Origin of the sequence: Pseudenterobacter timonensis, from assembly GCF_900021175.1 — a bacterium.
In the GTDB taxonomy this organism is placed as follows: Bacteria; Pseudomonadota; Gammaproteobacteria; order Enterobacterales; family Enterobacteriaceae; genus Enterobacter; species Enterobacter timonensis.
The window spans coordinates 87,425-111,203 of sequence record NZ_FCOP01000011.1 but is presented as its reverse complement, the minus strand read 5'-3'; the positions used below and the strand labels follow the sequence as shown (position 1 = coordinate 111,203).

Below are 23,779 nucleotides of genomic sequence, written 5' to 3'. Positions count from 1 at the left end.
ACGCCTGAAAAGCGTGTGGAGCGCCGCCGGCAGGATAGCCGGTACTCGTGACAAAAAAACGCGATGTCGTTCCGGTTGCTATTAACACATGAGGAAATGATTACTTACCTGTAATAATATTTCGCCCGATCCCCCCTTGTTTTAGCAGGTTATTTTTTCCGATTAACTATTCCGCTAATTTATTATCTTTGCGATTTTTAACCCACCCTGAAACGCGTTTCAGAAAACTGCCCTAAAACTATACAAGCCAGTAGCCGCGCGCTTTCAAAGCCCATCGAAAAAGTTCCTCATCCCTCTAAAATAAATTTGTGACAGAGTGCAAATTAAGGCATACGAAAGACCGACATAACTTGCAATAGATCCTTTTCTGGCGGAACTTATAGCCATTAATTACGAAGCGCAAAAAAAATCGATTTTCTCGTTCCCCACAGTGAAGTGAAAACTATGTTGATTCCGTCCAAATTAAGTCGCCCGGTTCGTCTTGACCACACGGTGGTGCGCGAACGACTGTTGGCGAAGCTTTCCGGCGCGAACAATTTCCGACTGGCGCTGGTAACGAGTCCCGCAGGTTATGGAAAAACAACGCTCGTTTCACAATGGGCAGCGGGGAAAAGCGATCTCGGCTGGTTTTCTCTGGATGAGGGGGATAACCAACAGGAACGTTTTGCCAGCTATCTGATTGCCGCTGTGCAACAGGCGACCAACGGCCACTGCGTCACCAGCGAGGTGATGGTGCAAAAGCGCCAGTACGCCAGCCTGTCGTCGCTCTTTGCCCAGCTCTTTATTGAACTTGCCGAGTGGCATCGCCCGCTCTATCTGGTGATTGATGATTACCATCTGATCACCAATCCGGTCATTCATGAATCGATGCGCTTCTTCTTGCGCCATCAGCCGGAAAACCTCACCCTGGTGGTGCTTTCCCGCAACCTGCCGCAGCTGGGCATTGCTAACCTGCGCGTGCGCGATCAGCTTCTCGAGATCGGCAGCCAGCAGCTGGCGTTTAACCATCAGGAGGCGAAACAGTTCTTTGACTGCCGCCTGAATGTCCCCATCGAGGCCGCCGAGAGCAGCCGCCTGTGCGATGACGTCGCGGGCTGGGCCACGGCGCTCCAGCTTATCGCCCTCTCCGCGCGGCAGAATAACAGCCCGACGCACCAGTCTGCCCGCCGTCTGTCGGGGATCAACGCCAGCCACCTCTCCGACTATCTGGTGGACGAGGTGCTCGACAGCGTTGACGACGCGACCCGCCACTTTCTGCTGAAAAGCTCCCTGCTCCGCTCCATGAACGATGCGCTGATTGCGCGTGTCACCGGAGAGGAGAACGGCCAGATGCGGCTGGAAGAGGTCGAGCGGCAGGGGTTATTCCTGCAACGCATGGATGACTCCGGCGAATGGTTTAGTTTTCACCCGCTGTTCGGCAGCTTCCTGCGCCAGCGCTGCCAGTGGGAGCTGGCCACCGAGCTGCCGGAAGTCCATCGCGCGGCGGCGGAAAGCTGGATGGCGCAAGGCTTCCCCAGCGAAGCGATCCATCACGCGCTGGCGGCAGGCGATGCCAGTATGCTGCGCGATATTCTGCTTAACCACGCCTGGGGCCTCTTTAACCACAGCGAACTGACGCTGCTGGAGGAGTCGCTGCGCGCGCTGCCATGGGAAAGCCTGCTGGAGAATCCCCGCCTGGTCTTGCTCCAGGCCTGGCTGATGCAGAGCCAGCACCGCTACAGCGAAGTGAATACCCTGCTGGCGCGCGCCGAGCAGGAGATGAAAGGGGAGATGGACAACGCCCTGCACGGCGAATTTAACGCCCTGCGCGCCCAGGTCGCCATTAACGACGGCGATCAAGAGGAGGCCGAGCGTCTGGCGATGGTGGCGCTTGATGAGCTGCCGCTGGCCAATTTTTACAGCCGCATCGTGGCGACCTCGGTGCATGGCGAGGTGCTGCACTGTAAGGGCGATCTCACCCGCTCCCTCTCGCTGATGCAGCAGACCGAGCAGATGGCCCGCCGTCACGACGTCTGGCACTATGCGCTCTGGAGTCTGATCCAGCAGAGCGAAATTTTGTTTGCCCAGGGCTTTTTGCAGGCCGCCTGGGAGACTCAGGAAAAAGCGTTCCAGTTAGTTCGCGATCAGCATCTGGAGCAGTTGCCGATGCACGAGTTTCTGCTGCGCATCCGCGCCCAGCTGCTGTGGGCGTGGGCGCGTCTTGACGAAGCGGAAGGCTCGGCGCGCCACGGTCTGGAGGTACTGGCGACCTATCAACCGCAGCAGCAGCTACAGTGCCTGGCGCTGCTGGTGCAGTGCTCCCTGGCGCGCGGCGATCTGGATAACGCCCGCAATCACCTGAACCGGCTGGAGAACCTGCTGGGCAATGGGCAATATCACAGCGACTGGGTCTCTAACGCTGATAAGGTGCGGGTGATCTACTGGCAGATGACCGGCGATAAGAAATCGGCCGCCAACTGGCTCAGCCAGACGCCGAAACCAGCGTTCGCCAATAACCACTTCCTGCAAAGCCAGTGGCGTAACATCGCCCGCGCGCAAATCCTGCTGGGCGAGTTCGAACCGGCGGAGATTGTGCTGGAGGAGCTTAACGAAAACGCCCGCAGCCTACGCCTGATGAGCGATCTGAACCGCAACCTGCTGCTGCAGAACCAGCTTTACTGGCAGGCGGGACGTAAAAACGACGCCCAGCGTGTGCTGCTGGAGGCGCTCCAGCTGGCAAACCGCACCGGCTTTATCAGCCATTTCGTGATTGAAGGCGAAACGATGGCGCAGCAGCTGCGCCAGCTGATCCAGCTTAACACCCTGCCGGAGCTGGATCAGCACCGCGCCCAGCGTATTCTGCGGGAGATTAACCAGCACCACCGACATAAGTTCGCCCATTTTGACGAGAACTTCGTTGAAAGGCTGCTTAATCACCCGGAAGTACCGGAGCTGATCCGCACCAGCCCGCTCACCCAGCGTGAGTGGCAGGTTCTGGGGCTGATTTACTCCGGCTACAGTAACGAGCAGATTGCGGGCGAGCTGGCGGTCGCGGCGACCACCATCAAAACCCATATCCGTAATTTGTATCAGAAGCTCGGCGTGGCGCACCGTCAGGATGCGGTGCAACATGCGCAGCAGCTTCTGAAAATGATGGGGTATGGCGTGTAATTCACCGCCCGGCGGCGCTACGCTTGCGCGGGCCTACGGATTTGTAGGTCGGATAAGCGCAGCGCCACCCGACGTCAGCTCAGCACAGCTCCAGCTGCACGTGATGATCGGCAATAACCTGCATTACCCCCGCTGGTGGCATCGCGTCGGTATAGACCGCATTCACCATACTGATGCTGCCCATATTCACCATCGCGTTACGCCCAAATTTGGAGTGATCCACCACCAGCATAACGTGGCGGGAGTTATCAATGATCGCCCGCTTGGTGCGCACTTCGTGATAGTCAAACTCCAGCAGCGAACCGTCGGTGTCGATGCCGCTAATCCCCAGAATGCCGAAGTCGAGGCGGAACTGGGAGATAAAGTCGAGCGTCGCCTCCCCGATAATTCCCCCGTCGCGGCTGCGCAGCTCGCCCCCCGCCAGAATGATGCGGAAATCCTCTTTCTGCATCAGCGTATTCGCCACGTTGAGGTTATTGGTAACGACACGCAGATTTTCATGGTTCAGCAGCGCGTGGGCCACCGCCTCCGGGGTGGTACCGATATCGATAAAGAGCGTGGCCCCATTGGGGATCTGGCTGGCGACCCGGCGCGCGATGCGCTCTTTCTCCGCCGTCTGCGTCGCCTTACGATCGTGCCAGGACGTGTTTACTGAACTGGAAGGCAGCGCGGCGCCGCCGTGATGACGCAAAATACGGTTCTGGTCCGCCAGATCGTTCAAGTCACGGCGAATGGTCTGCGGGCTGACGGCAAACTGCTCCACCAGCTCCTCGGTACTGACATAGCCCTGCTTTTTTACCAGTTCAATAATGGCGTCATGACGTTGCGTTTGTTTCATGAAATATCCCTGGAATTATGTTCGTTTTCGCGCATTGAGCGTATCAACCAGCGCCATCGCCAGCCCAACGATCAGGCCGGTGACGTGCGCGCCGTTGGCGATCGCCATACCAAACAGATCAAACCAACCGGCAATTAACCATATTACTGCAAAGGTTATTAATCCACGCTGTAAATAGATGCCGCTCTGTGGATCGCGTTCGCCGCGTAGCCAGACGTAGCCCATCAGCGCATATACCACGCCGGATAAACCGCCAAACCACGGCCCGCTGAACATATGCTGCACGTAGCCGCTTAACAGCGCGCTGATGACCGTAATGACAATCAGCTTGCCGCTGCCGAGGCGTTTTTCCACCAGCCCGCCCAGATACCACCACCAGAGGAGGTTAAAGAGGATATGCAGCACCGAGAAATGCATAAGCGCATGGGTAAAATAGCGCCAGAATTCAAACTGCACCGACGCATCGTAAGGCCACGCCAGCGCAATCATCACCGGCTGGTCGCCCACCACGCTCATTAGAATAAAAACGATGATACAGGCCGCCATCAGCAGCAGGGTAACGGCTCCGGCCCGCTCACGGATCGTGGCGATAAAGGGAAAGCGATGGTAGTGCAGCCCGCTTCCCGTCTGGCCTGACTGCCAGCTGGCGGCAAGGTAGCGGGGATCGGCGGGATTTTCCAGAAAGCGCGCCAGCTCGTTCTGCACAAACCCGGCGCGGCTCTCGTCCGCCAGCCAGACGTCAGTTTGCGTATGGTGCTGAAGAGTAAGGATAACGCCCTGGGTTGCCATATAGTCGACAAACGCCTGGGCGACGCGCGGGTTGGTAAAAGAGGTGATCATTAACATCGGCTGCGGTCGCTCATTTCCACATAAAAGGGAACAGTATAGCGGGATCAGTTTCCAGTGGCGTGTTCAACTTCCGCCGGAAAATGGCGGTGCCAGGCGTCAAAACCGCCGTCCACGCTATAAACCGCGTCATAACCCTGCTGCAACAGGTACTGTGCCGCCCCTTTGCTGCTGTTGCCGTGATAGCACATCACCATTACCGGGGTGTCGAAATCGTTATCACGCATAAACGCGCCCAGCGTATCGTTGGTAAGGTGAAACGCCCCCGGCGTGTGGCCCATGGCAAAGCTCTGCGGATCGCGGATATCCACCAGTACCGCCCTTTTCTGATGCAGCTTCTGATGGGCCTCTTCGACATTAATACATTCAAACTGATCCATGGTGTTCTCTTCGGTTAAAAGGGTGAGGAAAAAGACCCACCGCACTATTTTATCGCCTAGTGTACGTCCTGATGCCCTTTAAGCGCCATTATGTTAGCTCTATCACTCAAAATTGTTTTTTTGATGTTACCAAAAGCGCGTCCCTTTGCTATTATGAGCGATATCGAGCATTTTAGAGCTTTAACGAAAGTGTATGAGGGTGACATGGAAACCAAAGATCTGATTGTGATAGGCGGAGGCATTAACGGTGCCGGCATCGCGGCAGATGCCGCCGGACGCGGATTATCTGTGCTGATGCTGGAAGCGAACGACCTGGCCTGCGCGACCTCATCCGCCAGCTCCAAGCTGATTCATGGTGGCCTGCGCTACCTGGAACATTACGAGTTTCGTCTGGTAAGTGAAGCGCTCGCCGAGCGTGAAGTGTTGCTGAAAATGGCGCCGCACCTGGCGATCCCGATGCGCTTTCGTCTCCCTCATCGCCCGCATCTGCGCCCGGCGTGGATGATCCGTATCGGCCTCTTTATGTACGATCACCTCGGTAAACGTACCAGCTTGCCGGGTTCACACGGTTTGCGTTTTGGCGCAGATTCGGTCCTTAAGCCGGAGATCGTGCGCGGATTCGAATATTCCGACTGCTGGGTGGATGACGCCCGTCTGGTTCTGGCGAATGCGCAAATGGTGGTGCAGAAAGGCGGCGAAGTGAAAACCCGTACCCGCGCCACCGCCGCGCGCCGTGAAAACGGCCTGTGGATCGTTGACGCGGAAGATATCGATACCGGCGAAAAATTTAGCTGGCAGGCACGAGGTCTGGTGAATGCCACCGGCCCGTGGGTGAAACAGTTCTTTGATGAAGGTATGCAGCTCCCCTCCCCTTACGGTATCCGTCTGATAAAGGGCAGCCACATCGTGGTGCCGCGCGTCCATACCCAGAAGCAGGCCTATATTCTGCAAAATGAAGATAAGCGTATCGTATTTGTCATTCCGTGGATGGATGAGTTTTCTATCATCGGCACCACCGACGTGGAGTACAAAGGCGATCCGAAACAGGTGGCGATCGACGAGAGTGAAATCAGCTACCTGCTGAAAGTCTATAACGCCCATTTTAAAAAGCAGCTTTCCCGCGACGATGTGGTCTGGACCTACTCTGGCGTGCGCCCGCTGTGTGATGATGAATCGGATTCCCCGCAGGCGATCACTCGCGACTATACCCTCGATATTCACGATCAAGATGGCAAAGCGCCGCTGCTGTCGGTCTTTGGCGGCAAGCTCACCACCTACCGCAAGCTGGCCGAGCACGCTCTGGAAAAACTGACGCCCTACTATAAAGGCATTGGCGCGGCGTGGACCAAAGAGGCGTTGCTGCCGGGCGGCGATATCGGCGGCAACCGGGACGATTATGCGGCGAAGCTGCGCCGTCATTATCCCTTTATTAGCGAATCGATGGCGCGCCATTACGCGCGAACCTATGGCAGCCAGACCGGGTTGATCCTGGGCGACGCGACGTCGCTGGCGGATTTAGGGGAATATTTCGGGCATGAGCTGTATGAAGCGGAGCTTCGCTATCTGGTGGATCACGAGTGGGTGCGCCGCGCCGAAGATGTGCTCTGGCGCCGTACCAAGGAAGGGATGTGGCTCAATGCCGGGCAGCAGTCTCGCATCGCGCAGTGGCTGGGACAGAATATGGGAAAGGGTGAGCTGTCGCTGGCGTCATGATGACTCTTCACCCCTCACCCTAACCCTCTCCCCACAGGGGAGAGGGGACAGTCCTGTGCACTATTTTCCCTCTCTCCCCACAGGGCTGAGGAGACCGTCCGGTACCCCCTTTTCTCCCTCTCCCCGCAGGGCTGAGAAGACCGTCCGGTACCCCCTTTTCTCCCTCTCCCCGCAGGGCTGAGGAGACCGTCCGGTACCCGCTTTTCTCCCTCTCCCCTGTGGGGAGAGGGCCGGGGTGAGGGGCCTGCCGCCCCCACCCCGTTTACAGCCTCACCGGATCGATATGCCAGATATTCTCCGCATACTCCTGAATGGTTCTGTCAGAAGAGAAATAGCCCATATTGGCGATGTTATGCATCGTTTTCGTGGTCCACTCCTCCTCGTTGCGGTAGAGCTCATCCACCTTATCCTGGCAGTCCACGTAGCTGCGGTAGTCCGCCAGAACCTGATAGTGATCCCCGAAGTTAATCAGCGAATCGACCAGATCCCGGTAACGGCCCGGCTCGTCGGGGCTAAAGACGCCGGTGGCGATCTGCGTTAAGACCTGGCGCAGCTCCTCGTCCTGCTCGTAGTAGTCGCGCGGGTTGTAACCCTTGCGGCGTAACGCCTCCACCTCTTCTGCCGTGTTGCCGAAGATAAAGATGTTATCCGCGCCGACATGTTCCAGCATCTCCACGTTTGCGCCATCCAGCGTGCCGATGGTCAGCGCGCCGTTAAGGGCAAATTTCATGTTGCTGGTACCGGACGCTTCCGTTCCCGCCGTTGAGATCTGCTCGGAGAGATCCGCCGCCGGGATGATAAGCTGCGCCAGGCTGACGCCGTAGTTCGGAATAAAGACTACCTTCAGCCTGTCCCCAATCTCCGCATCGTTGTTAATCACCTTCGCCACATCGTTAATCAGATGGATGATATGCTTCGCCATGTAGTAGGCCGAGGCCGCTTTCCCGGCGAAGATATTTACCCGCGGCACCCAGTCGGCTTCGGGGTCCGCCTTGATGCGGTTGTAGCGGGTGATCACATGCAGCACATTCATCAGCTGACGCTTGTACTCATGGATGCGTTTGATCTGCACATCAAACAGCGCCTTCGGATTGACCACCACGTTCTGGTGCTGGGCGATCTGCAGCGCCAGCCGCTTTTTATTCTGCAGCTTGGCGTCACGTACCGCCTTGTTCACCAGCGGGTAATCCACATGCTGTTCCAGCTCGCTCAGCTGGCTCAGATCGGTACGCCACGTGCGTCCGATATGTTCGTCCAGCACGTCGGAGAGCGACGGGTTCGCCAGCGCCAGCCAGCGGCGCGGCGTAACGCCGTTCGTGACGTTGCAAAAGCGCGTCGGGAAAATGCGGGCAAAATCGGCAAATAGCGACTGCACCATCAGGTTGGAGTGCAGTTCGGATACACCGTTTACCTTGTGGCTAATCACCACCGCCAGCCACGCCATACGCACGCGGCGACCATTGGATTCGTCAATGATCGAGGTGCGGCTCAGCAGGCCGGTGTCGTTGGGATATTGCTCCTGAACCATCTTCAGGAAGTAGTCGTTAATCTCAAAGATAATCTGCAGATGACGCGGCAGGATTTTACCCAGCATATCCACCGGCCAGGTCTCCAGCGCCTCGCTCATCAGCGTGTGGTTGGTGTAAGAGAAGACCTGACAGGCCACTTCAAAGGCGTCGTCCCAGCTGAATTTATGCTCATCGATCAGCAGCCGCATCAGTTCCGGGATGGAGAGGACCGGATGGGTGTCATTCAGGTGAATGGCGATCTTATCCGCGAGATTTTTGTAGGTCTTATGCAGCTGATAGTGGCGGCTGAGAATGTCCTGGACCGTCGCAGAGACCAGGAAATACTCCTGACGCAGGCGCAGCTCGCGCCCGGAGTAGGTTGAGTCGTCCGGATAGAGCACGCGCGATACGTTCTCGGAGTGGTTCTTATCCTCTACCGCTGCAAAGTAGTCGCCCTGGTTAAATTTACCGAGGTTGATCTCGCTACTGGCCTGGGCGTTCCACAGACGCAGCGTGTTGGTGGCGTCCGTGTCGTAGCCGGGAATGATCTGATCGTAGGCCACCGCGAGGATCTCTTCGGTTTCGATCCAGCGCGTTTTTTTACCTTCCTGTTGAATACGTCCGCCAAAGCGGACCTTATAGCGGGTATTGTGGCGTTTAAATTCCCACGGGTTGCCGTAGTCCAGCCAGTAGTCAGGAGACTCTTTCTGCCGCCCGTCGACGATGTTCTGCTTGAACATGCCGTAATCGTAGCGGATGCCATAGCCGCGTCCCGGCAGAGCCAGCGTCGCCAGCGAATCGAGGAAACAGGCGGCCAGTCGCCCCAGGCCGCCGTTACCGAGGCCCGGGTCGTTCTCTTCATCGATCAGCTCTTCCAGATCGAGCCCCATCTCTTCTAACGCGTTCTTTACATCCTCATAGATGCCAAGCGACAGCAGCGCGTTAGAGAGGGTACGGCCAATCAGAAACTCCATCGACAGGTAATAGACCTGCCGCGTCTCTTGCGATAGCTGGGCCCGGTTTGAACGCAGCCAGCGTTCGACCATGCGATCGCGCACGGCAAACAGCGTGGCGTTGAGCCACTCATGCTTGTTGGCGATCGCCGGATCTTTGCCAATGGTGAACATCAGCTTGTAGGCGATGGAGTGCTTCAACGCCTCCACGCTAAGCGTGGGGGATGCATAGCTAAAAGGTGCATTCATACAAATGATTCCGCCTTGTTACATCAAGCGTTGATACAGGTCGCGGTAAGACTGCGCCGCCACGTGCCAGCTAAAGTCCATTGCCATCGCCTGACGTTGTACGTAACGCCAGAGAGAGGGACGCGACCACAATACAAATGCACGCCGAATCGCCCGTAGCAGCGACCAGGCGTTGCTATCTTCAAACGAAAATCCGGTGGCAATTCCATCTGCCAGGTTCTCCAGCGAAGTGTCGGAGACCGTATCCGCCAGCCCGCCGGTGCGGCGCACCAGCGGCAGGGTGCCATATTTCAGGCCATACAGCTGGGTTAAGCCGCACGGCTCAAAACGGCTCGGCACCAGGATAACGTCCGCGCCACCCATAATGCGGTGAGAGAACGCCTCGTGATAGCCGATCTGCACCCCGACCTGCCCCGGGTGCTCCGCCGCCGCCGCCAGGAAGCCCTCCTGCAGGACCGGATCGCCCGCCCCCAGCAGCGCCAGCTGGCCGCCCTGCTCCAGCAGGCCCGGCAGCGCTTCCAGCACCAGATCCAGCCCTTTCTGGCTGGTCAGGCGGCTCACCACCGCAAACAGAGGCACTTTGTCGTTAACCTTCAGCCCCATCGCAATCTGCAGCTGACGCTTGTTCTCCGCCTTATCTTCTACCGAGTCGCGGTTATAGCGCGACGCCAGCAGCAGGTCATCTTCCGGATTCCAGATCTTCTCATCCACGCCGTTGAGAATACCGGAAAGACGCCCTTCAAGATGGCGCTGGCGCAGCAGCCCTTCCATGCCGTAGCCAAACTCCGGCTGGGTAATCTCCCGGGCGTAGGTTGGGCTGACTGCCGTAATGTGGTCAGCGTAATACAGCCCCGCTTTTAAAAAGGAGATCTGGCCGTTAAATTCCACGCCATGCATATTAAAGAATGACCGTGGCAGATCGATGTCATCCATATGATGCGCATAATACATCCCCTGGTAGGCCAGGTTGTGCACCGTAAAGACCGACTTTGCCGGGTTGCCGCGCGCTGCCAGATAGGCGGGCGTCAGGCCCGCGTGCCAGTCGTGGGCATGCACAATATTTGGCCGCCAGAATGGATCAAGCCCGCTGGCCATCTCGGCCCCCACCCAACCGAGCAGCGCAAAACGCAGCACGTTATCGGTATAGGCGAAGAGGTTGGTGTCGTGGTATGGGCTCCCCGGGCGGTCATAAAGATGCGGCGCGTCGATCAGGTAGATGCCGACGCCGTTGTAGTGACCAAACAGCAGGGAGATCCTCCCGGCAAAGGTGTCACGGCGAGTGACCACCTGCGCATCGGGGATGCCGCGTCGAATATCCGGGAACGCAGGCAACAGCACACGAGTATCAATGCCGCAGGCAATCTGCGCCGCAGGCAATGCGCCAAGAACATCCGCTAACCCGCCCGTTTTGAGCAGCGGGAACATCTCAGAACATACATGTAAAACCTGCATTATCGCTCCTGTTTGAAGTGCAGTTTACGCAGCATTTCTCGCGTGACCAGCACGATGCCTTCTTGCGAGCGGTAGAAACGGCGTGCGTCCTCCTCCGCATTCTCCCCAATTACCATGCCTTCAGGAATGACGCAGGCACGGTCGATAACACAGCGGCGCAGGCGGCATGAGCGGCCTACCCAGACGTCCGGTAAGAGTACCGACGAGTCAATATTGCAGAATGAGTTCACGCGCACGCGCGGGAACAGAACGGACTGCACGACCACCGAGCCGGAGATGATGCAGCCGCCAGAGACCAGCGAGTTCAGCGTCATGCCGTGGCTGCCGGAGCGATCCTGCACAAATTTGGCAGGCGGCAGCGACTCCATATGGGTACGGATCGGCCAGTTCTGGTCATACATATCGAGTTCCGGCGTAACGGAAGCGAGGTCGAGGTTCGCTTTCCAGTACGCTTCGAGCGTACCGACATCACGCCAGTAAGGTTCCGCCTGCGGATCGGACTGTACGCAGGAGAGCGGGAAAGGATGGGCAAACGCCATACCCGCCTGGGTGATTTTAGGAATGATATCTTTACCGAAATCGTGGCTCGATTTTTCGTCTTTGTCGTCCTCTTCCAGCAGCTCATACAGGTAATCGGCGTCAAAGACATAGATACCCATACTGGCGAGAGATTTGGTGTCATCCCCCGGCATGGTCGGCGGGTTGGCCGGTTTTTCCACAAAGTCGATAATCTTGTCGTTCTCGTCCACATGCATGACGCCGAACGCTGTCGCTTCGGCTTTGGGCACCGGCAGACAGGCCACGGTGCAGCGCGCCCCTTTTTCCACGTGGTCGATCAGCATGCGCGAGTAGTCTTGCTTGTAGATATGGTCGCCCGCGAGGATCACGACATATTCGGCGTTGTAGCGGCGGATAATATCGAGGTTCTGGGTGACGGCATCCGCCGTACCGCGGTACCAGTTTTCACCGTGTACGCGCTGCTGAGCGGGAAGCAGATCGACAAACTCGTTCATCTCCTCGCTGAAGAAGGACCAGCCGCGCTGGATATGCTGCACCAGGGTGTGCGACTGATACTGGGTGATGACGCCGATACGGCGAATGCCTGAGTTCAGGCAGTTGGACAGGGCAAAATCGATAATGCGGAACTTGCCGCCAAAATGGACGGCAGGCTTGGCACGCTTGATTGTTAAATCTTTGAGTCGGGTACCGCGGCCGCCAGCCAATATCAGGGCTACCGTTTTTAAAGGCAGCTGGCGTGCCAACATCAGGGGATCGTTCTTCTCTAACCTAACCATGACTAACTCCTTTTTTATCATCTCTTAAATGCGCAGACTCCGTGCGCAGGCCCGTGCCAGACAGCCATCACAACCGGGTTATCCGCTCCGGCGAAAGGAGGAATGGCGCGCCATTCCCCGTCAGGTAAAACAAAATCCACAACGTTATCCGTCGCGTTAAAAGTCATCAGCCATTTATCCGACAACAAAATTTGCAGGCAAGGTATGCCGTGTTGCCACTCATGCGCCTCCAGCGGCTGCGCCTCTTTATTTAACCAGCGTACGTTGCCATCCCCCTCTTCCCACCAGCGATCCGCCGTCAATGCGGGGATGGTGTGGCGAAGGCGGATCAACGCGGCGGTAAAATGGGTTAAGCCGCTGTTTGCCTGCTTCCAGTCCAGCCAGGTCAGAGGGTTATCCTGACAGTAGGCATTATTATTACCGTGCTGGCTGTGGCCATGTTCATCGCCTGCCAGCAGCATGGGTGTACCTTGCGACAGCAATAGCGTGGTCAACAGAGCGTGGACGCTGGCCCGTCGACGCTCCATGATGTGCTGATTGCTCTCTAATCCTTCTATACCATGATTAAAACTATGGTTATTGTTAGTTCCATCGCGATTCTCTTCCCCGTTCGCTTCATTGTGTTTCTGATTGAAACAAACGCAGTCCCGCAGCGTAAAACCGTCGTGAGCGGTCACCAGGTTAATGGAGGCCGACGGCAGCCTGCCGCTATGTTTAAAGAGATCGTCTGAGCCGGCGATACGGCCGGCCATGTCGCCCAAAGAGAGATCCCGCGTGAGCCAGAAACGCCGCGCCGCATCGCGGAAGTGGTCGTTCCATTCGGCAAACAACGGCGGGAAATTGCCCACCTGATAGCCGCCTTCGCCCACATCCCACGGCTCGGCGATGAGCTTCACGCGTGAGAGAACCGGACAATTTTTAATCGCTTCAAAGAGCGGCGCCTGCTGGCTAAAGGCCGGCGTGCGCCCCATGACCGTCGCCAGGTCAAAGCGGAAACCGTCCACATGATAGGTTTCCACCCAGTACTTCAGACACGCGTGCGCATAGTCGGCGACCGCCGGATGGCTCAGGTTGAGGGTGTTACCACAGCCGGTCCAGTTGTAGTAATCACCGTTTTCCCTGATCCAATAATAGCCAGGGTTATCTATTCCGCGCAGGGAGAGCGTGGGGCCATCGAGATCCAGTTCGGCGCTATGGTTAAGCACGATATCCAGAATCACCTCGATCCCCGCCTGATGCAGCGCTTTCACCGCATCGCGAAACTCATCCCGCGCCCTGTCCGGGTGGGTGGCATAGCGCGGCTCCAGCGCAAACATCGCCAGCGGGTTGTAGCCCCAGTAGTTGCTTAATCCGAGGCGCAGCAGGCGCGGCTCATGCGCGAAATGGGCCACCGGCATCAGCTCGAGCGTGGTGATCCCCAGCTGTTTGAAATAGTCGATCATCACCGGATGGCCGAGCGCGCGATAGGTACCGCGGATCTCCTCCGGGATAGCCGGATGCAGCCAGGTTAGCCCCTTCACGTGCGCTTCATAGATAACGGTAATGCCCCACGGGATATTGGGGGGCGCGTCATCTTCCCAGTCATAGGCGTCGCTCACCACCACGCTTTTCGGCGCGACAGGAGCGCTGTCCCGGTGATCCGGCTCATCGTGACCGATATGAAAAAGCGGATCGTCTTTCACATCGCCATCCACCCGATGGGCGCAGGGATCGAGCAGCAGCTTGGCCGGGTTAAAACGCAACCCTTTCGACGGCTCCCACTGGCCATGCACGCGATAGCCGTAGCGCAGGCCGGGCTTAGCGCCCGCCAGATAGCCGTGCCAGATATCGCCGCTGCGTCCGGGCATATCGAAGCGGTGCTCCTGCCCCGCTTCATCAAAGATGCACAGCTCCACCCACTCCGCATGGGAGGAAAAAAGGGTGAAGTTAACCCCTTTGCCGTCGTAACAGGCGCCTGCCGGTGAGGGCTGGCCTGTTGTCAGACGCGTCATGCCCCCTCCCGGACCAGCCAGATAGTGGCCAGCGGCGGCAGGGTCAGACTCAGGGAGTTAGGACGGCCATGGCTTTCAATTTCGTCGGTATGTACGCTACCGCCGTTACCCGCGTTGCTGCCGTGGTAGTGGATGGAGTCGGTATTAACGATCTCCCGCCATTTACCCGCCTGGTTTACGCCAAAGCGATAGTCGTGGCGCGGCACCGGGGTAAAGTTACTGGCGACGATGATCTCGTTGCCCTGGCTGTCGCGGCGGACAAAGATCAGCACCGAACGTTCGTTGTCATCCACCACCAGCCACTCGAAGCCGTAGCCGTCGAAATCGAGCTCGTGCAGCGCCTTGTGCGCGCGGTAGGTATGGTTGAGGTCACGCACCAGTCTCTGTACGCCGTGGTGCCAGTTGTCGCCCCCTTCCAGCAGATGCCAGTCGAGGCTGCTGTCGTGGTTCCACTCGCGGCCCTGGGCGAACTCATTGCCCATAAACAGCAGTTTTTTACCCGGGAAGGCGAACATCCAGCCGTAGTAGGCGCGCAGGTTGGCGAACTTCTGCCACGCGTCGCCCGGCATACGGTCGAGGATCGATTTTTTGCCATGTACCACTTCGTCGTGCGAAAGCGGCAGCACAAAGTTCTCGGTATAGTTATAGAGCATACCGAAGGTGAGCTTGTCCTGATGATACTGGCGGTAGACCGGATCGAGCTTCATGTAATCGAGGGTGTCGTGCATCCAGCCCAGGTTCCACTTGAACCAGAAGCCCAGCCCGCCCGCTGACGGTGGACGCGAAACGCCCGGGAAGTCGGTGGACTCTTCCGCCATGGTGACCGCGCCGTCGATCTGCTCGCCGAGAATGCGGTTGGTGTTGCGCAGAAACTCAATGGCCTCGAGGTTTTCACGCCCGCCATACTCGTTCGGGATCCATTCTCCCTCTTTGCGGCTGTAGTCGCGATAGATCATGGAGGCGACGGCGTCCACGCGCAGGGCGTCGATGCCGAAGCGCTCGATCCAGTAGAGAGCGTTCCCCACCAGATAGTTCGCCACTTCGCGGCGGCCATAGTTATAGATCAGGGTATTCCAGTCCTGGTGGTAACCTTCGCGCGGATCGCTGTGCTCGTAGAGGCTGGTGCCGTCAAAATCGGCCAGCCCAAACTCATCCGACGGGAAGTGACCCGGCACCCAGTCGAGAATAACGTTCAACCCTGCGGCGTGGGCAGCGTCGATGAAATAGCGGAAATCATCGCGGGTACCAAAGCGGCGCGTCGGCGCGTAGAGGCCGGTCGGCTGATAGCCCCAGCTGCCGTCGAAGGGGTGCTCGTTAATGGGCAACAGCTCGAGGTGGGTAAAGCCCATCCATTTGGCGTAAGGCACCAGCTGGTCGGCGAGCTCGCGGTAGCTCAGCCAGAAATTGTTGTCGGTATGGCGACGCCAGGAGCCGAGATGCACCTCGTAGATGGAGATGGGGGCATCAAAGCGGTTCGCCCGCTTGCGCTCCTCGGTCTGGGTCACTTTCTCCGGCAGGCCGCAGATCATTGACGCGGTCTCCGGGCGCATCTGCGCCTCGAAGGCGTACGGGTCAGCCTTAATGCGCAGGTTGCCGCGCGCGTCGATCAGCTCAAACTTATAGAGCTGGCCGGTGTGGGCGCCGGGGATAAAAAGCTCCCAGATGCCGGTTTCGCGACGCAGGCGCATCGGGTGACGGCGGCCGTCCCAGTAGTTGAACTGTCCCACCACGGATACGCGCTGGGCATTCGGCGCCCAGACGGAGAAACGCGTACCGGTAATGCCTTCCATCGTATCGGCATGGGCGCCCAGCGTCTCATACGGACGCAGGTGAGTACCTTCACTGAGCAGCCAGGCGTCCATCTCCTTCAGGAGCGGGCCAAAGCTGTAAGGATCGTCTATCAGATTTGCCTGGCCGTGCCAGACGACGGCAAGCTGATAACGGAAGAAGTTTTTTCGACGAGGGATCACGCCGGAAAAGAATCCGCGTGAGTCGAGGCACTCCAGTTTGCCCACTTTACGACCAGTTTTTGGCTCGATAACCCAGACTTCGGTGGCATCGGGCAGCAGGGCGCGGACTTCCAGCCCGGCCTCGGTTCTGTGCATCCCTAGCACAGAGAAGGGGTCAGCAAAATGACCCGCAATAAGCGCATTCATCACGTCTCTATCAACACGACTCGACATGGTTTTCATCCTGTTTTTTTAACGTTGCCCCTGTAAGCGCTCCGGGCAACTTTTTATGTGACCTGAACGGTGCAGTTAATCCACTCTGCTCCGTCCTACCTCAGGTAAGATCTAAATCTTCCATAAAGCATAGCCAACGCTCTAAATGACTCCTGATAAAATATAAGACATCTGCGTTTTACTCCTTTAGTACGCAAAAAAAGGGGTGACAATGCACCCCTGAGATTTTACAAATTGTTACGCCAGCTGGCGCAGCATGCGGCGCAGCGGTTCTGCGGCACCCCACAGTAGCTGATCGCCCACGGTAAAGGCGGAAAGGTATTCCGGCCCCATGTTCAGCTTGCGCAGACGGCCTACCGGGGTGCTCAGCGTGCCGGTGACCGCCGCCGGGGTCAGCTCGCGCATGGTGATGTCGCGATCGTTTGGCACCACTTTTGCCCACGGATTGTGCGCAGCCAGCAGCTCTTCCACGGTCGGGATCGACACATCTTTTTTCAGTTTGATGGTGAAGGCCTGGCTGTGGCAGCGCAGCGCGCCGATGCGCACGCAGAGACCATCCACCGGAATGACCGACGAGGTGGCGAGGATTTTGTTGGTCTCCGCCTGGCCTTTCCACTCTTCGCGGCTCTGTCCGTTGTCGAGCTGTTTGTCGATCCACGGAATCAGGCTGCCCGCCAGCGGTACGCCGAAGTTGTCCACCGGCAGTTCGCCGCTGCGGGAGAGCGCGGTTACTTTACGTTCGATATCGAGAATAGCAGAGGCCGGGTTCGCCAGCTCATCCGCCACGTGGTGATGCAGCTGCCCCATCTGGCTCAGCAGTTCGCGCATATGGCGCGCGCCGCCGCCGGAAGCCGCCTGGTAGGTCGCCACGGAGACCCATTCAACCAGGTCCTGGGCAAACAGGCCGCCGAGAGACATCAGCATCAGGCTGACGGTGCAGTTACCGCCAACGAAGGTTTTAACCCCGTTGTTCAGGCCGTCGTTAATGACCGCCTGGTTCACCGGGTCGAGAATAATAATGGCGTCATCTTTCATACGCAGCGACGAGGCCGCATCGATCCAGTAGCCCTGCCAGCCGCTTTCACGCAGCTTTGGATACATTTCGTTGGTATAATCGCCGCCCTGGCAGGTCACGATAATATCGAGTGCCTTCAGCGCTTCCAGATCGAACGCGTCCTGAAGCGTGCCCGTAGAGGCGCCGCCAAACGCGGGCGCAGCTTGCCCGAACTGAGAAGTGGAGAAGAAAACCGGACGAATCGCGTCAAAGTCATGCTCTTCCACCATGCGTTGCATGAGTACAGAGCCGACCATACCGCGCCAGCCGATAAAACCAACGTTTTTCATAGCGTGTGTTCCTGCGAGGTGTTGTGCTTAAAGATGCGGACCAGAAAACTACTGGCATAGCCTTCACATTACAAAATGCTGCCAAAGTCGCAAGTGAAATTAATCAATGATGGCGCCGCTATCAGTAATGCCGCTAATTATGACAAAAACCGCAAAGATAATCTGGATAAATATTTATGACTGAAATCATTTCCGCAACGGTGTTACTGATCCTGATCATGGATCCGCTTGGCAACTTACCCATCTTCATGTCGGTGCTGAAGCATACCGAGCCGAAACGCCGTCGGGCCATCATGATCCGCGAGCTGCTCATCGCCCTGTTGCTGATGCTGATCTTCCTCTTTGCGGGCGAGCGAATCCTCGCTTTCCTTAATCTGCGCGCGGAGACGGTCTCGATTTCCGGGGGCATTATCCTGTTTCTGATCGCCATTAAGATGATTTTCCCGAGCGCCGAAGGGGGGAGCAGCGGCCTGCCTGCGGGCGAGGAGCCGTTTATCGTGCCGCTCGCCATTCCGCTGGTGGCCGGCCCAACAATTCTTGCCACGCTGATGCTGCTGTCGCACCAGTATCCAAACCAGATAGGCCATCTGGTGATTGCCCTGCTGCTCGCCTGGGGCGGGACATTCGCCATCCTGATGCAATCCTCGCTCTTTTTGCGCCTGCTGGGCGAGAAAGGGGTGAACGCGCTGGAGCGATTAATGGGGCTGATTCTGGTGATGATGGCGACCCAGATGTTCCTGGACGGGATCCGGGCGTGGATGAAAGGATAAAGATGTAAAAAAGCCGGGTAGCGCATGCGCTTACCCGGCCTACGGTTCGGCGTTTTTTGTAGGCCCGGCAAGCGAAGCGCCGCCGGGCACAACGTTTAGCTCAGCAGCGTAAACGCGATCATCCCGACAATCGCCCCCGTCGTGCCGAGGATGGTCTCCATCAGCGTCCAGGTTTTCAGGGTTTGCGCTTCGGTGGCCCCGGTAAATTTACCAAACAGCCAGAAGCCCGCGTCGTTCACATGCGATACCACAATAGAGCCGCCCGCGATGCAGATCGAGAGCGCCGCCATCTGTGCGCCGGAATAGTGCAGCTGTTCAATCACCGGCATCACCAGACCGACCGCCGTCAGGCAGGCCACGGTTGCAGAGCCCTGGATAATACGCACCGCTCCCGCCAGCACAAAGCAGGTAAGGGCAATCGGCAGCCCCATGCCGGTCAGCGCTTCGCCGAGCGCAGGACCGACGCCGGAATCCACCAGCACCTGCTTGAACACGCCGCCTGCGCCGATCACCAGCAGAATAATGCCCGCTGGCTGCAGCGCGTGGCCGCAAATCTCCATCACTCTGTCTTTCGCCATGCCCTGACGCATCGCCAGGCCATAAATCGCAACCAGACAGGCCACCAGAATTGCGGTGAAGGGATGACCGATAAACTCAAACCACTCGTAAACAGTGGAACCTTCCGCCACAAAGCGGGCGGCGATAGTTTTCAGCCCCACCAGCACCAGCGGCAGCAGGATCAGCGACAGGCTAAAGCCAAACGACGGCATCTTGCCCTCCCCCAGGTGCGGCTCGGTGATGTCGTCAGGAATGCGCAGCTCCACGTAACGGCTGATGAAGTTGCCCCACAGCGGCCCGGCGATAATCATCCCCGGGATCGCGGCGCACAGGCCAATCAGGATCATCCAGCCAAAGTCGGCGTGCATCTGGGAGGCCAGCAGCATCGGCGCCGGCCCCGGCAGCAGAAACGCCGCAGCCGCCGCCACGCCCGCAAAGAGCGGAATCACCAGCTTCACGAGGTTCGTACCAGTATGGCGCGCCATGGAAAAAGCTACGCTAATCAGCAACACCACCGCCACTTCAAAGAAGAGCGGCAGCGCGCAGATCAGGCCAGCCAGACCAATTGCATAGTGCGCCCGGCTGTGGCCGAAGGATTTCAGCATTTTGACGGCAATCTGGTCGACCGCGCCGGTCTCATGCAGGATCTTGCCGAACATCGCCCCCAGGGCGACCACAATCGCCAGAAAGCCCAGCGTACCACCCATCCCTTTTTCCATAGTCGCCGCGATCTTGTCGAGCGGCATGCCGGAAAAGAGACCGGCGCCAATAGAAACCACCATCAAAGCAACGAAGGCGTGCATACGCGCCTTCATCACTAAAAACAGCAGCAGTAATACGGAGCCCACTGCTGTTAACACTAACGTTAATGTACTCAAAACTTACTGCCTTTTGGTTATGACCTCGATGGTACTTGCCACCACACCTTCCAGCGGTTGATTGATATCGACCACCAGCACATCATTTTCATCCACGCCCGGCTCCTGCAGCGTTTCGAACTGCGTGACCAGCATCTGGGTCTTGAAGAAATGGCCTTTGCGCGCCTTAAGGCGGCTCTCGATCACCTCAAACTCCCCTTTCAGGTAGATGAAAGAGAGATTGGGATTGCCCTCGCGAAGCAGATCGCGGTAATGCTTTTTCAGCGCTGAGCAGACAATCAGCGAGACTTTATTGGTGCGCTGCATGGCAAATGCGGCATCGTTCAGCGCCTGTAACCACGGTTTACGATCGTCGTCGTTCAGCGGCTGGCCGGCGGCCATTTTCATAATGTTGCTGCGCGGATGAAGGAAATCGCCGTCCAGAAACGCGGCGTGAAGCTGATGCGCCACTTCGCTTGCCACGGCTGATTTACCGCTACCGGAAACGCCCATCAGGACGTAAACGTGGTGATCATGATTAGTCGTGCTCAAAGGGAGTCCCTCAGTCAATTGTTACGGGTAACAGTTATCGGTAACATTGTCCTGCCGGGGCAATAGAGAAGCAATATGCGGACGTGCATGAAGTGAATAAGTGTGACCCACTTCAAATTTGTCAGCTTAAATTGAACCGCCCGGTGACAAGGTGAAACCTAAATCTAACATTTTAGGGGTAACCGTCTCTCCACGGATGCGCGCCAGTAGCCGCTCCGCTCCGATACGGCCCATGCGTTCGCGTGGCGTCAGTACGCTCGCCAGCCGCGGCTCCATCACCTGGCCGATATCGTGGCCGTGGAAACCGGCAATCGCCATATCTTCCGGGATGGAAAGCCCCAGGCGCTGGCACTCGAAGGCGGCGCCGACCGCAAGGTCATCATTGGTGCAGAAGATCCCGTCAAGCTGCGGATATTCGCGACGCGCCTGGCGCATCAGCTCAATGCCCGAGGAGTAGGAAGAGGACTGCTCGACCATGACGCTGTAGGGCGTTAAGCCCGCCTCCAGCATCGCCTGCTCGTATCCCTTCTGTTTGATGATAGTACGTTCATCCAGACGTGCGCCAAGATAAGCCACGTGGCGATGGCCGCGGGCGACTATCGCCGCCGTCATCTGCCGGGCCGCCTCAAAGTTATCGAAGCCGACGGCGATATCGAGACAGGGGGACTGGCTGTCCATCAGCTCGACCACCGGAATGCCCGCCACCTGAATCATCTTCAGCGTGCGCGGCGTGTGGGTTCGCTCCGTTAAGATCAGGCCGTCGATATTCCAGGAGAGCATCGATTCCAGGCGCTCCTCTTCCAGCTCCGGCTTGTATCCGTAGTGGGCGAGCATGGTCTGATAGCCATAAGCGTCGGTGACGCTTTCGATTCCGCGCAGCACTTCGGCAAAAACTTGGTTGGTTAAGGAAGGAAGCAGGACACCTACCGCACGGCTGGTGGCGTTAGAGAGAATATCGGGGGCGCGGTTGGGAATATAACCCAGTTCATCCAGGGCAGCGGCAATCTTGCCACGCAACGCGACGGAGACCTGCTCCGGGTTACGTATAAAACGGCTGACCGTCATTTTGGTCACGCCGACGCGATCGGCTACATCCTGAAGTACGGGGCGTTTCTTTTTCATCTTCCTGAGAGATCTGTAGTGAGAGATTTTCTCAGTTTACCACGGAGATACAACAACCTTCCTCTCAGAAAGGGGAAGGTTGTGATTTATTTCTCTGCATCAGACCGGTGGCAGATCGAAGAGCAGAATTTCGCTCGCGCTGTCGGCGTGGACGGAGATCGCCTGCTCATCCCAGATCGCCAGGCCGTCGCTGGTGGAAGCTTTGGTGCCGTTGATGGTCACGTTACCTTTCACCACCTGGATCCAGACGCGGCGGTTCGCGGCAATCTGATGCACCGACTGCTCCTCTTTCGCCAGCGCCCAGCGGTAGAGGGTCATATCCTGGTTCACCTTCAGCGAGCCGTCACGGGCATCCGGAGAGAGCACCAGCTGCTTGCCCTGGTCCGCGTCGAAGCGGCGCTGCTCATAGCGCGGCATGATGCCGGTCTTTTCCGGGATGATCCAGATTTGATAAAGGTGCAGTTTTTCCGTTTTGCTCGGGTTGTACTCGGAGTGACGCACGCCCGTTCCCGCACTCATGATCTGGAACTCACCCGCTGGCACCTGCTCTTTATTGCCCATGCTGTCCTGGTGTTCGACCGCCCCTTCCAGCACATAGGTCAGGATTTCCATGTCCTTGTGCGGGTGGGTGCCGAAGCCCTGGCCGGCATCGATCACGTCGTCGTTAATAACGCGAAGCGCCGAGAAGCCCATAAAGTTCGGGTCATAGTAGTCGGCAAACGAGAAGGTATGCCATGAGTCCAGCCAGCCATGATTCGCGTGACCACGTTCGTTTGCTTTGCGTAAATAGATCATTTTTTTCACCCCGTTCGTTTTGATGGAGTAAGTGTGGACGCAAACCGTTTGGGATGATAGAGGGTGAAAATTGACTCCTCTGTACAAAATTTTTGAATAAGTACAGAAGAGTCAGAAAGGCTTATCGAGAGAGGGTTATCGTTGATGGAGAGGCCTGCTCGAAGCCGCGCTCCAGCAGCTCCAGGTTGGTCATAACCTCAGATTCCTTGACGTAATTCGGCGCCCCGTTCTGAATTGTCTCATAAAGGGCATCATAGACGCGGCCATAGTCCCCTTTTTCCGAGGCGATCGTCTCTCTGACGGTAACCCCTTCGTCGTTCACATACTCCAGATGCCCCACCGACTCATCCGCCGCAAAACCGGGCTCACCCGGCATGATATTGGCCTTCAGGCTGGTCTCCTGCTGATCGATGCCGTAGCGGATAAAGGAGCCTTTTTTGCCATGCACAATAAACTTCGGATAGTCGATTTTCACATAGTGGCTGGTTTTGACGATGGCCTTCAGGTCGCCATAAAAGAGCTGCGCCTCGAAGGTGTCGTCCGGGTTGGCTTTGTTTCGCAGGCTGCGGATATCGTAGGCAGCATGATCCGGGCGGCCAAACAGGGAGATAATCTGGTCCATGGTATGCACGCCAAGGCCGTAAAACATGCCGTCCTGCGGCAGACCGGGTTTGGTTTCGGCTACCGGACGGTAGTAATCAAAGTGGCTTTCGATTTCGACAATTTCGCCCAGCTTGCCGCTCTCTATCACCTTTTTCGTTGTCAGGAAGCAGGCGTCAAAGCGACGATTCTGGTACGGCGTTACGGTCAGCCCTTTGCTTTTTGCCAGCGTAAAGAGTTCTTTCGCCTCGGCCATCGTCGGGGTGAACGGTTTTTCCACCAGCACGTTCTTGCCCGCTTCCAGGGCGCGCTTCGCATACTCAAAGTGGCTGTCGGCATGGGTACAAACGATCACCAGTTTAACCTGCGGGTCGTTTAAGACCTCATCCAGATCGCTGGTGAAATGAATGTGGGCGTACTGCGGAGATTGCTCCTCTGGCTTCGCGCTGCGGCGGTAGATATGTGCCACATGCCAGCTCTCTTTGCGGTTCAGTACATAAGGAAGATGGTAGCGCGTGGTGCTTTTGCCAAATCCAATAAATGCGCAGTGTAGTGTCATGTCTCAGTCCTTTTGGAAAGTAGCTGAGACTTACCATAGCGCAATCCCACAGCTCGCGCATCGG

At 57.4% G+C, this 23,779-nt stretch carries 17 protein-coding genes; 3 read left to right on the top strand and 14 right to left on the bottom strand.

What is annotated here, in order from left to right; all coding sequences use genetic code 11:
* Positions 1-444: 444 nt before the first annotated feature.
* The gene (gene malT / locus BN3796_RS06930) at positions 445-3,150 is read left to right on the top strand and encodes an HTH-type transcriptional regulator MalT (protein ID WP_061707653.1); all 2,706 of its coding nucleotides are present in this window, start codon (positions 445-447) and stop codon (positions 3,148-3,150) included.
* Positions 3,151-3,229: 79 nt separating this feature from the next.
* Here malT and BN3796_RS06925 read toward each other — a convergent pair whose 3' ends face one another.
* Genes BN3796_RS06925 through glpE form a run of 3 tightly spaced genes read right to left on the bottom strand, consistent with a single transcriptional unit; the run spans position 3,230 to position 5,214 of the window.
* A complete protein-coding gene (locus BN3796_RS06925) occupies positions 3,230-3,988 on the bottom strand; it encodes a DeoR/GlpR family transcriptional regulator (protein WP_061707652.1) in 759 nt (252 codons plus the stop codon).
* 15 nt (positions 3,989-4,003) lie between these two features.
* Positions 4,004-4,834, bottom strand: coding sequence for a rhomboid family intramembrane serine protease GlpG (gene glpG / locus BN3796_RS06920; RefSeq protein ID WP_061707651.1), 831 nt, complete (start codon positions 4,832-4,834; stop codon positions 4,004-4,006).
* Between the two features lie 47 nt (positions 4,835-4,881).
* The gene (gene glpE, locus BN3796_RS06915; protein ID WP_061708815.1) at positions 4,882-5,214 is read right to left on the bottom strand and encodes a thiosulfate sulfurtransferase GlpE; all 333 of its coding nucleotides are present in this window, start codon (positions 5,212-5,214) and stop codon (positions 4,882-4,884) included.
* A gap of 204 nt (positions 5,215-5,418) precedes the next feature.
* Between glpE and glpD the strand changes: the two genes are divergently transcribed.
* Positions 5,419-6,927: a glycerol-3-phosphate dehydrogenase gene (gene glpD, locus BN3796_RS06905; RefSeq protein ID WP_061707649.1), complete on the top strand. Its 1,509-nt coding sequence runs from the start codon at positions 5,419-5,421 to the stop codon at positions 6,925-6,927.
* 262 nt (positions 6,928-7,189) lie between these two features.
* Here glpD and glgP read toward each other — a convergent pair whose 3' ends face one another.
* The 6 genes from glgP to asd form a co-directional block, all read right to left on the bottom strand.
* Positions 7,190-9,637, bottom strand: a complete 2,448-nt coding sequence (gene glgP / locus BN3796_RS06900) for a glycogen phosphorylase (RefSeq protein ID WP_061707648.1) — start codon at positions 9,635-9,637, stop codon at positions 7,190-7,192.
* 18 nt (positions 9,638-9,655) lie between these two features.
* Positions 9,656-11,089 (bottom strand): glycogen synthase GlgA, encoded by a 1,434-nt coding sequence (gene glgA, locus BN3796_RS06895; protein ID WP_061707647.1) that lies wholly within the window; start codon positions 11,087-11,089, stop codon positions 9,656-9,658.
* Positions 11,089-12,384, bottom strand: coding sequence for a glucose-1-phosphate adenylyltransferase (gene glgC / locus BN3796_RS06890; RefSeq protein WP_061707646.1), 1,296 nt, complete (start codon positions 12,382-12,384; stop codon positions 11,089-11,091). Before glgC ends, glgA begins: the two co-directional genes overlap by 1 nt.
* Before the next feature lie 17 nt (positions 12,385-12,401).
* Positions 12,402-14,375, bottom strand: a complete 1,974-nt coding sequence (glgX, locus tag BN3796_RS06885) for a glycogen debranching protein GlgX (protein WP_061707645.1) — start codon at positions 14,373-14,375, stop codon at positions 12,402-12,404.
* Positions 14,372-16,558, bottom strand: a complete 2,187-nt coding sequence (glgB, locus tag BN3796_RS06880; RefSeq protein WP_061707644.1) for a 1,4-alpha-glucan branching enzyme — start codon at positions 16,556-16,558, stop codon at positions 14,372-14,374. The genes glgX and glgB overlap by 4 nt, the downstream gene beginning before the upstream one ends.
* A 237-nt stretch (positions 16,559-16,795) precedes the next feature.
* Complete coding sequence (gene asd / locus BN3796_RS06875) at positions 16,796-17,902, bottom strand: aspartate-semialdehyde dehydrogenase (protein ID WP_061707643.1); 1,107 nt, start codon at positions 17,900-17,902, stop codon at positions 16,796-16,798.
* A gap of 176 nt (positions 17,903-18,078) precedes the next feature.
* Between asd and BN3796_RS06870 the strand changes: the two genes are divergently transcribed.
* On the top strand, positions 18,079-18,672 hold the full coding sequence (locus BN3796_RS06870; RefSeq protein WP_061707642.1) for a YhgN family NAAT transporter: 594 nt from the start codon (positions 18,079-18,081) through the stop codon (positions 18,670-18,672).
* Positions 18,673-18,767: 95 nt separating this feature from the next.
* Here the strand turns inward: BN3796_RS06870 and gntU are convergent, their stop codons facing one another.
* The 5 genes from gntU to BN3796_RS06845 form a co-directional block, all read right to left on the bottom strand.
* Positions 18,768-20,108, bottom strand: coding sequence for a gluconate transporter (gene gntU / locus BN3796_RS06865; RefSeq protein ID WP_061707641.1), 1,341 nt, complete (start codon positions 20,106-20,108; stop codon positions 18,768-18,770).
* A gap of 3 nt (positions 20,109-20,111) precedes the next feature.
* On the bottom strand, positions 20,112-20,639 hold the full coding sequence (gene gntK, locus BN3796_RS06860) for a gluconokinase (RefSeq protein ID WP_061707640.1): 528 nt from the start codon (positions 20,637-20,639) through the stop codon (positions 20,112-20,114).
* A 126-nt stretch (positions 20,640-20,765) separates the two neighbouring features.
* Positions 20,766-21,761: a gluconate operon transcriptional repressor GntR gene (gene gntR, locus BN3796_RS06855; protein WP_061707639.1), complete on the bottom strand. Its 996-nt coding sequence runs from the start codon at positions 21,759-21,761 to the stop codon at positions 20,766-20,768.
* 99 nt (positions 21,762-21,860) lie between these two features.
* Positions 21,861-22,556, bottom strand: coding sequence for a pirin family protein (locus BN3796_RS06850; RefSeq protein WP_061707638.1), 696 nt, complete (start codon positions 22,554-22,556; stop codon positions 21,861-21,863).
* A 121-nt stretch (positions 22,557-22,677) separates the two neighbouring features.
* Positions 22,678-23,715, bottom strand: a complete 1,038-nt coding sequence (locus BN3796_RS06845) for an oxidoreductase (protein ID WP_061707637.1) — start codon at positions 23,713-23,715, stop codon at positions 22,678-22,680.
* Between the last annotated feature and the right edge of the window lie 64 nt (positions 23,716-23,779).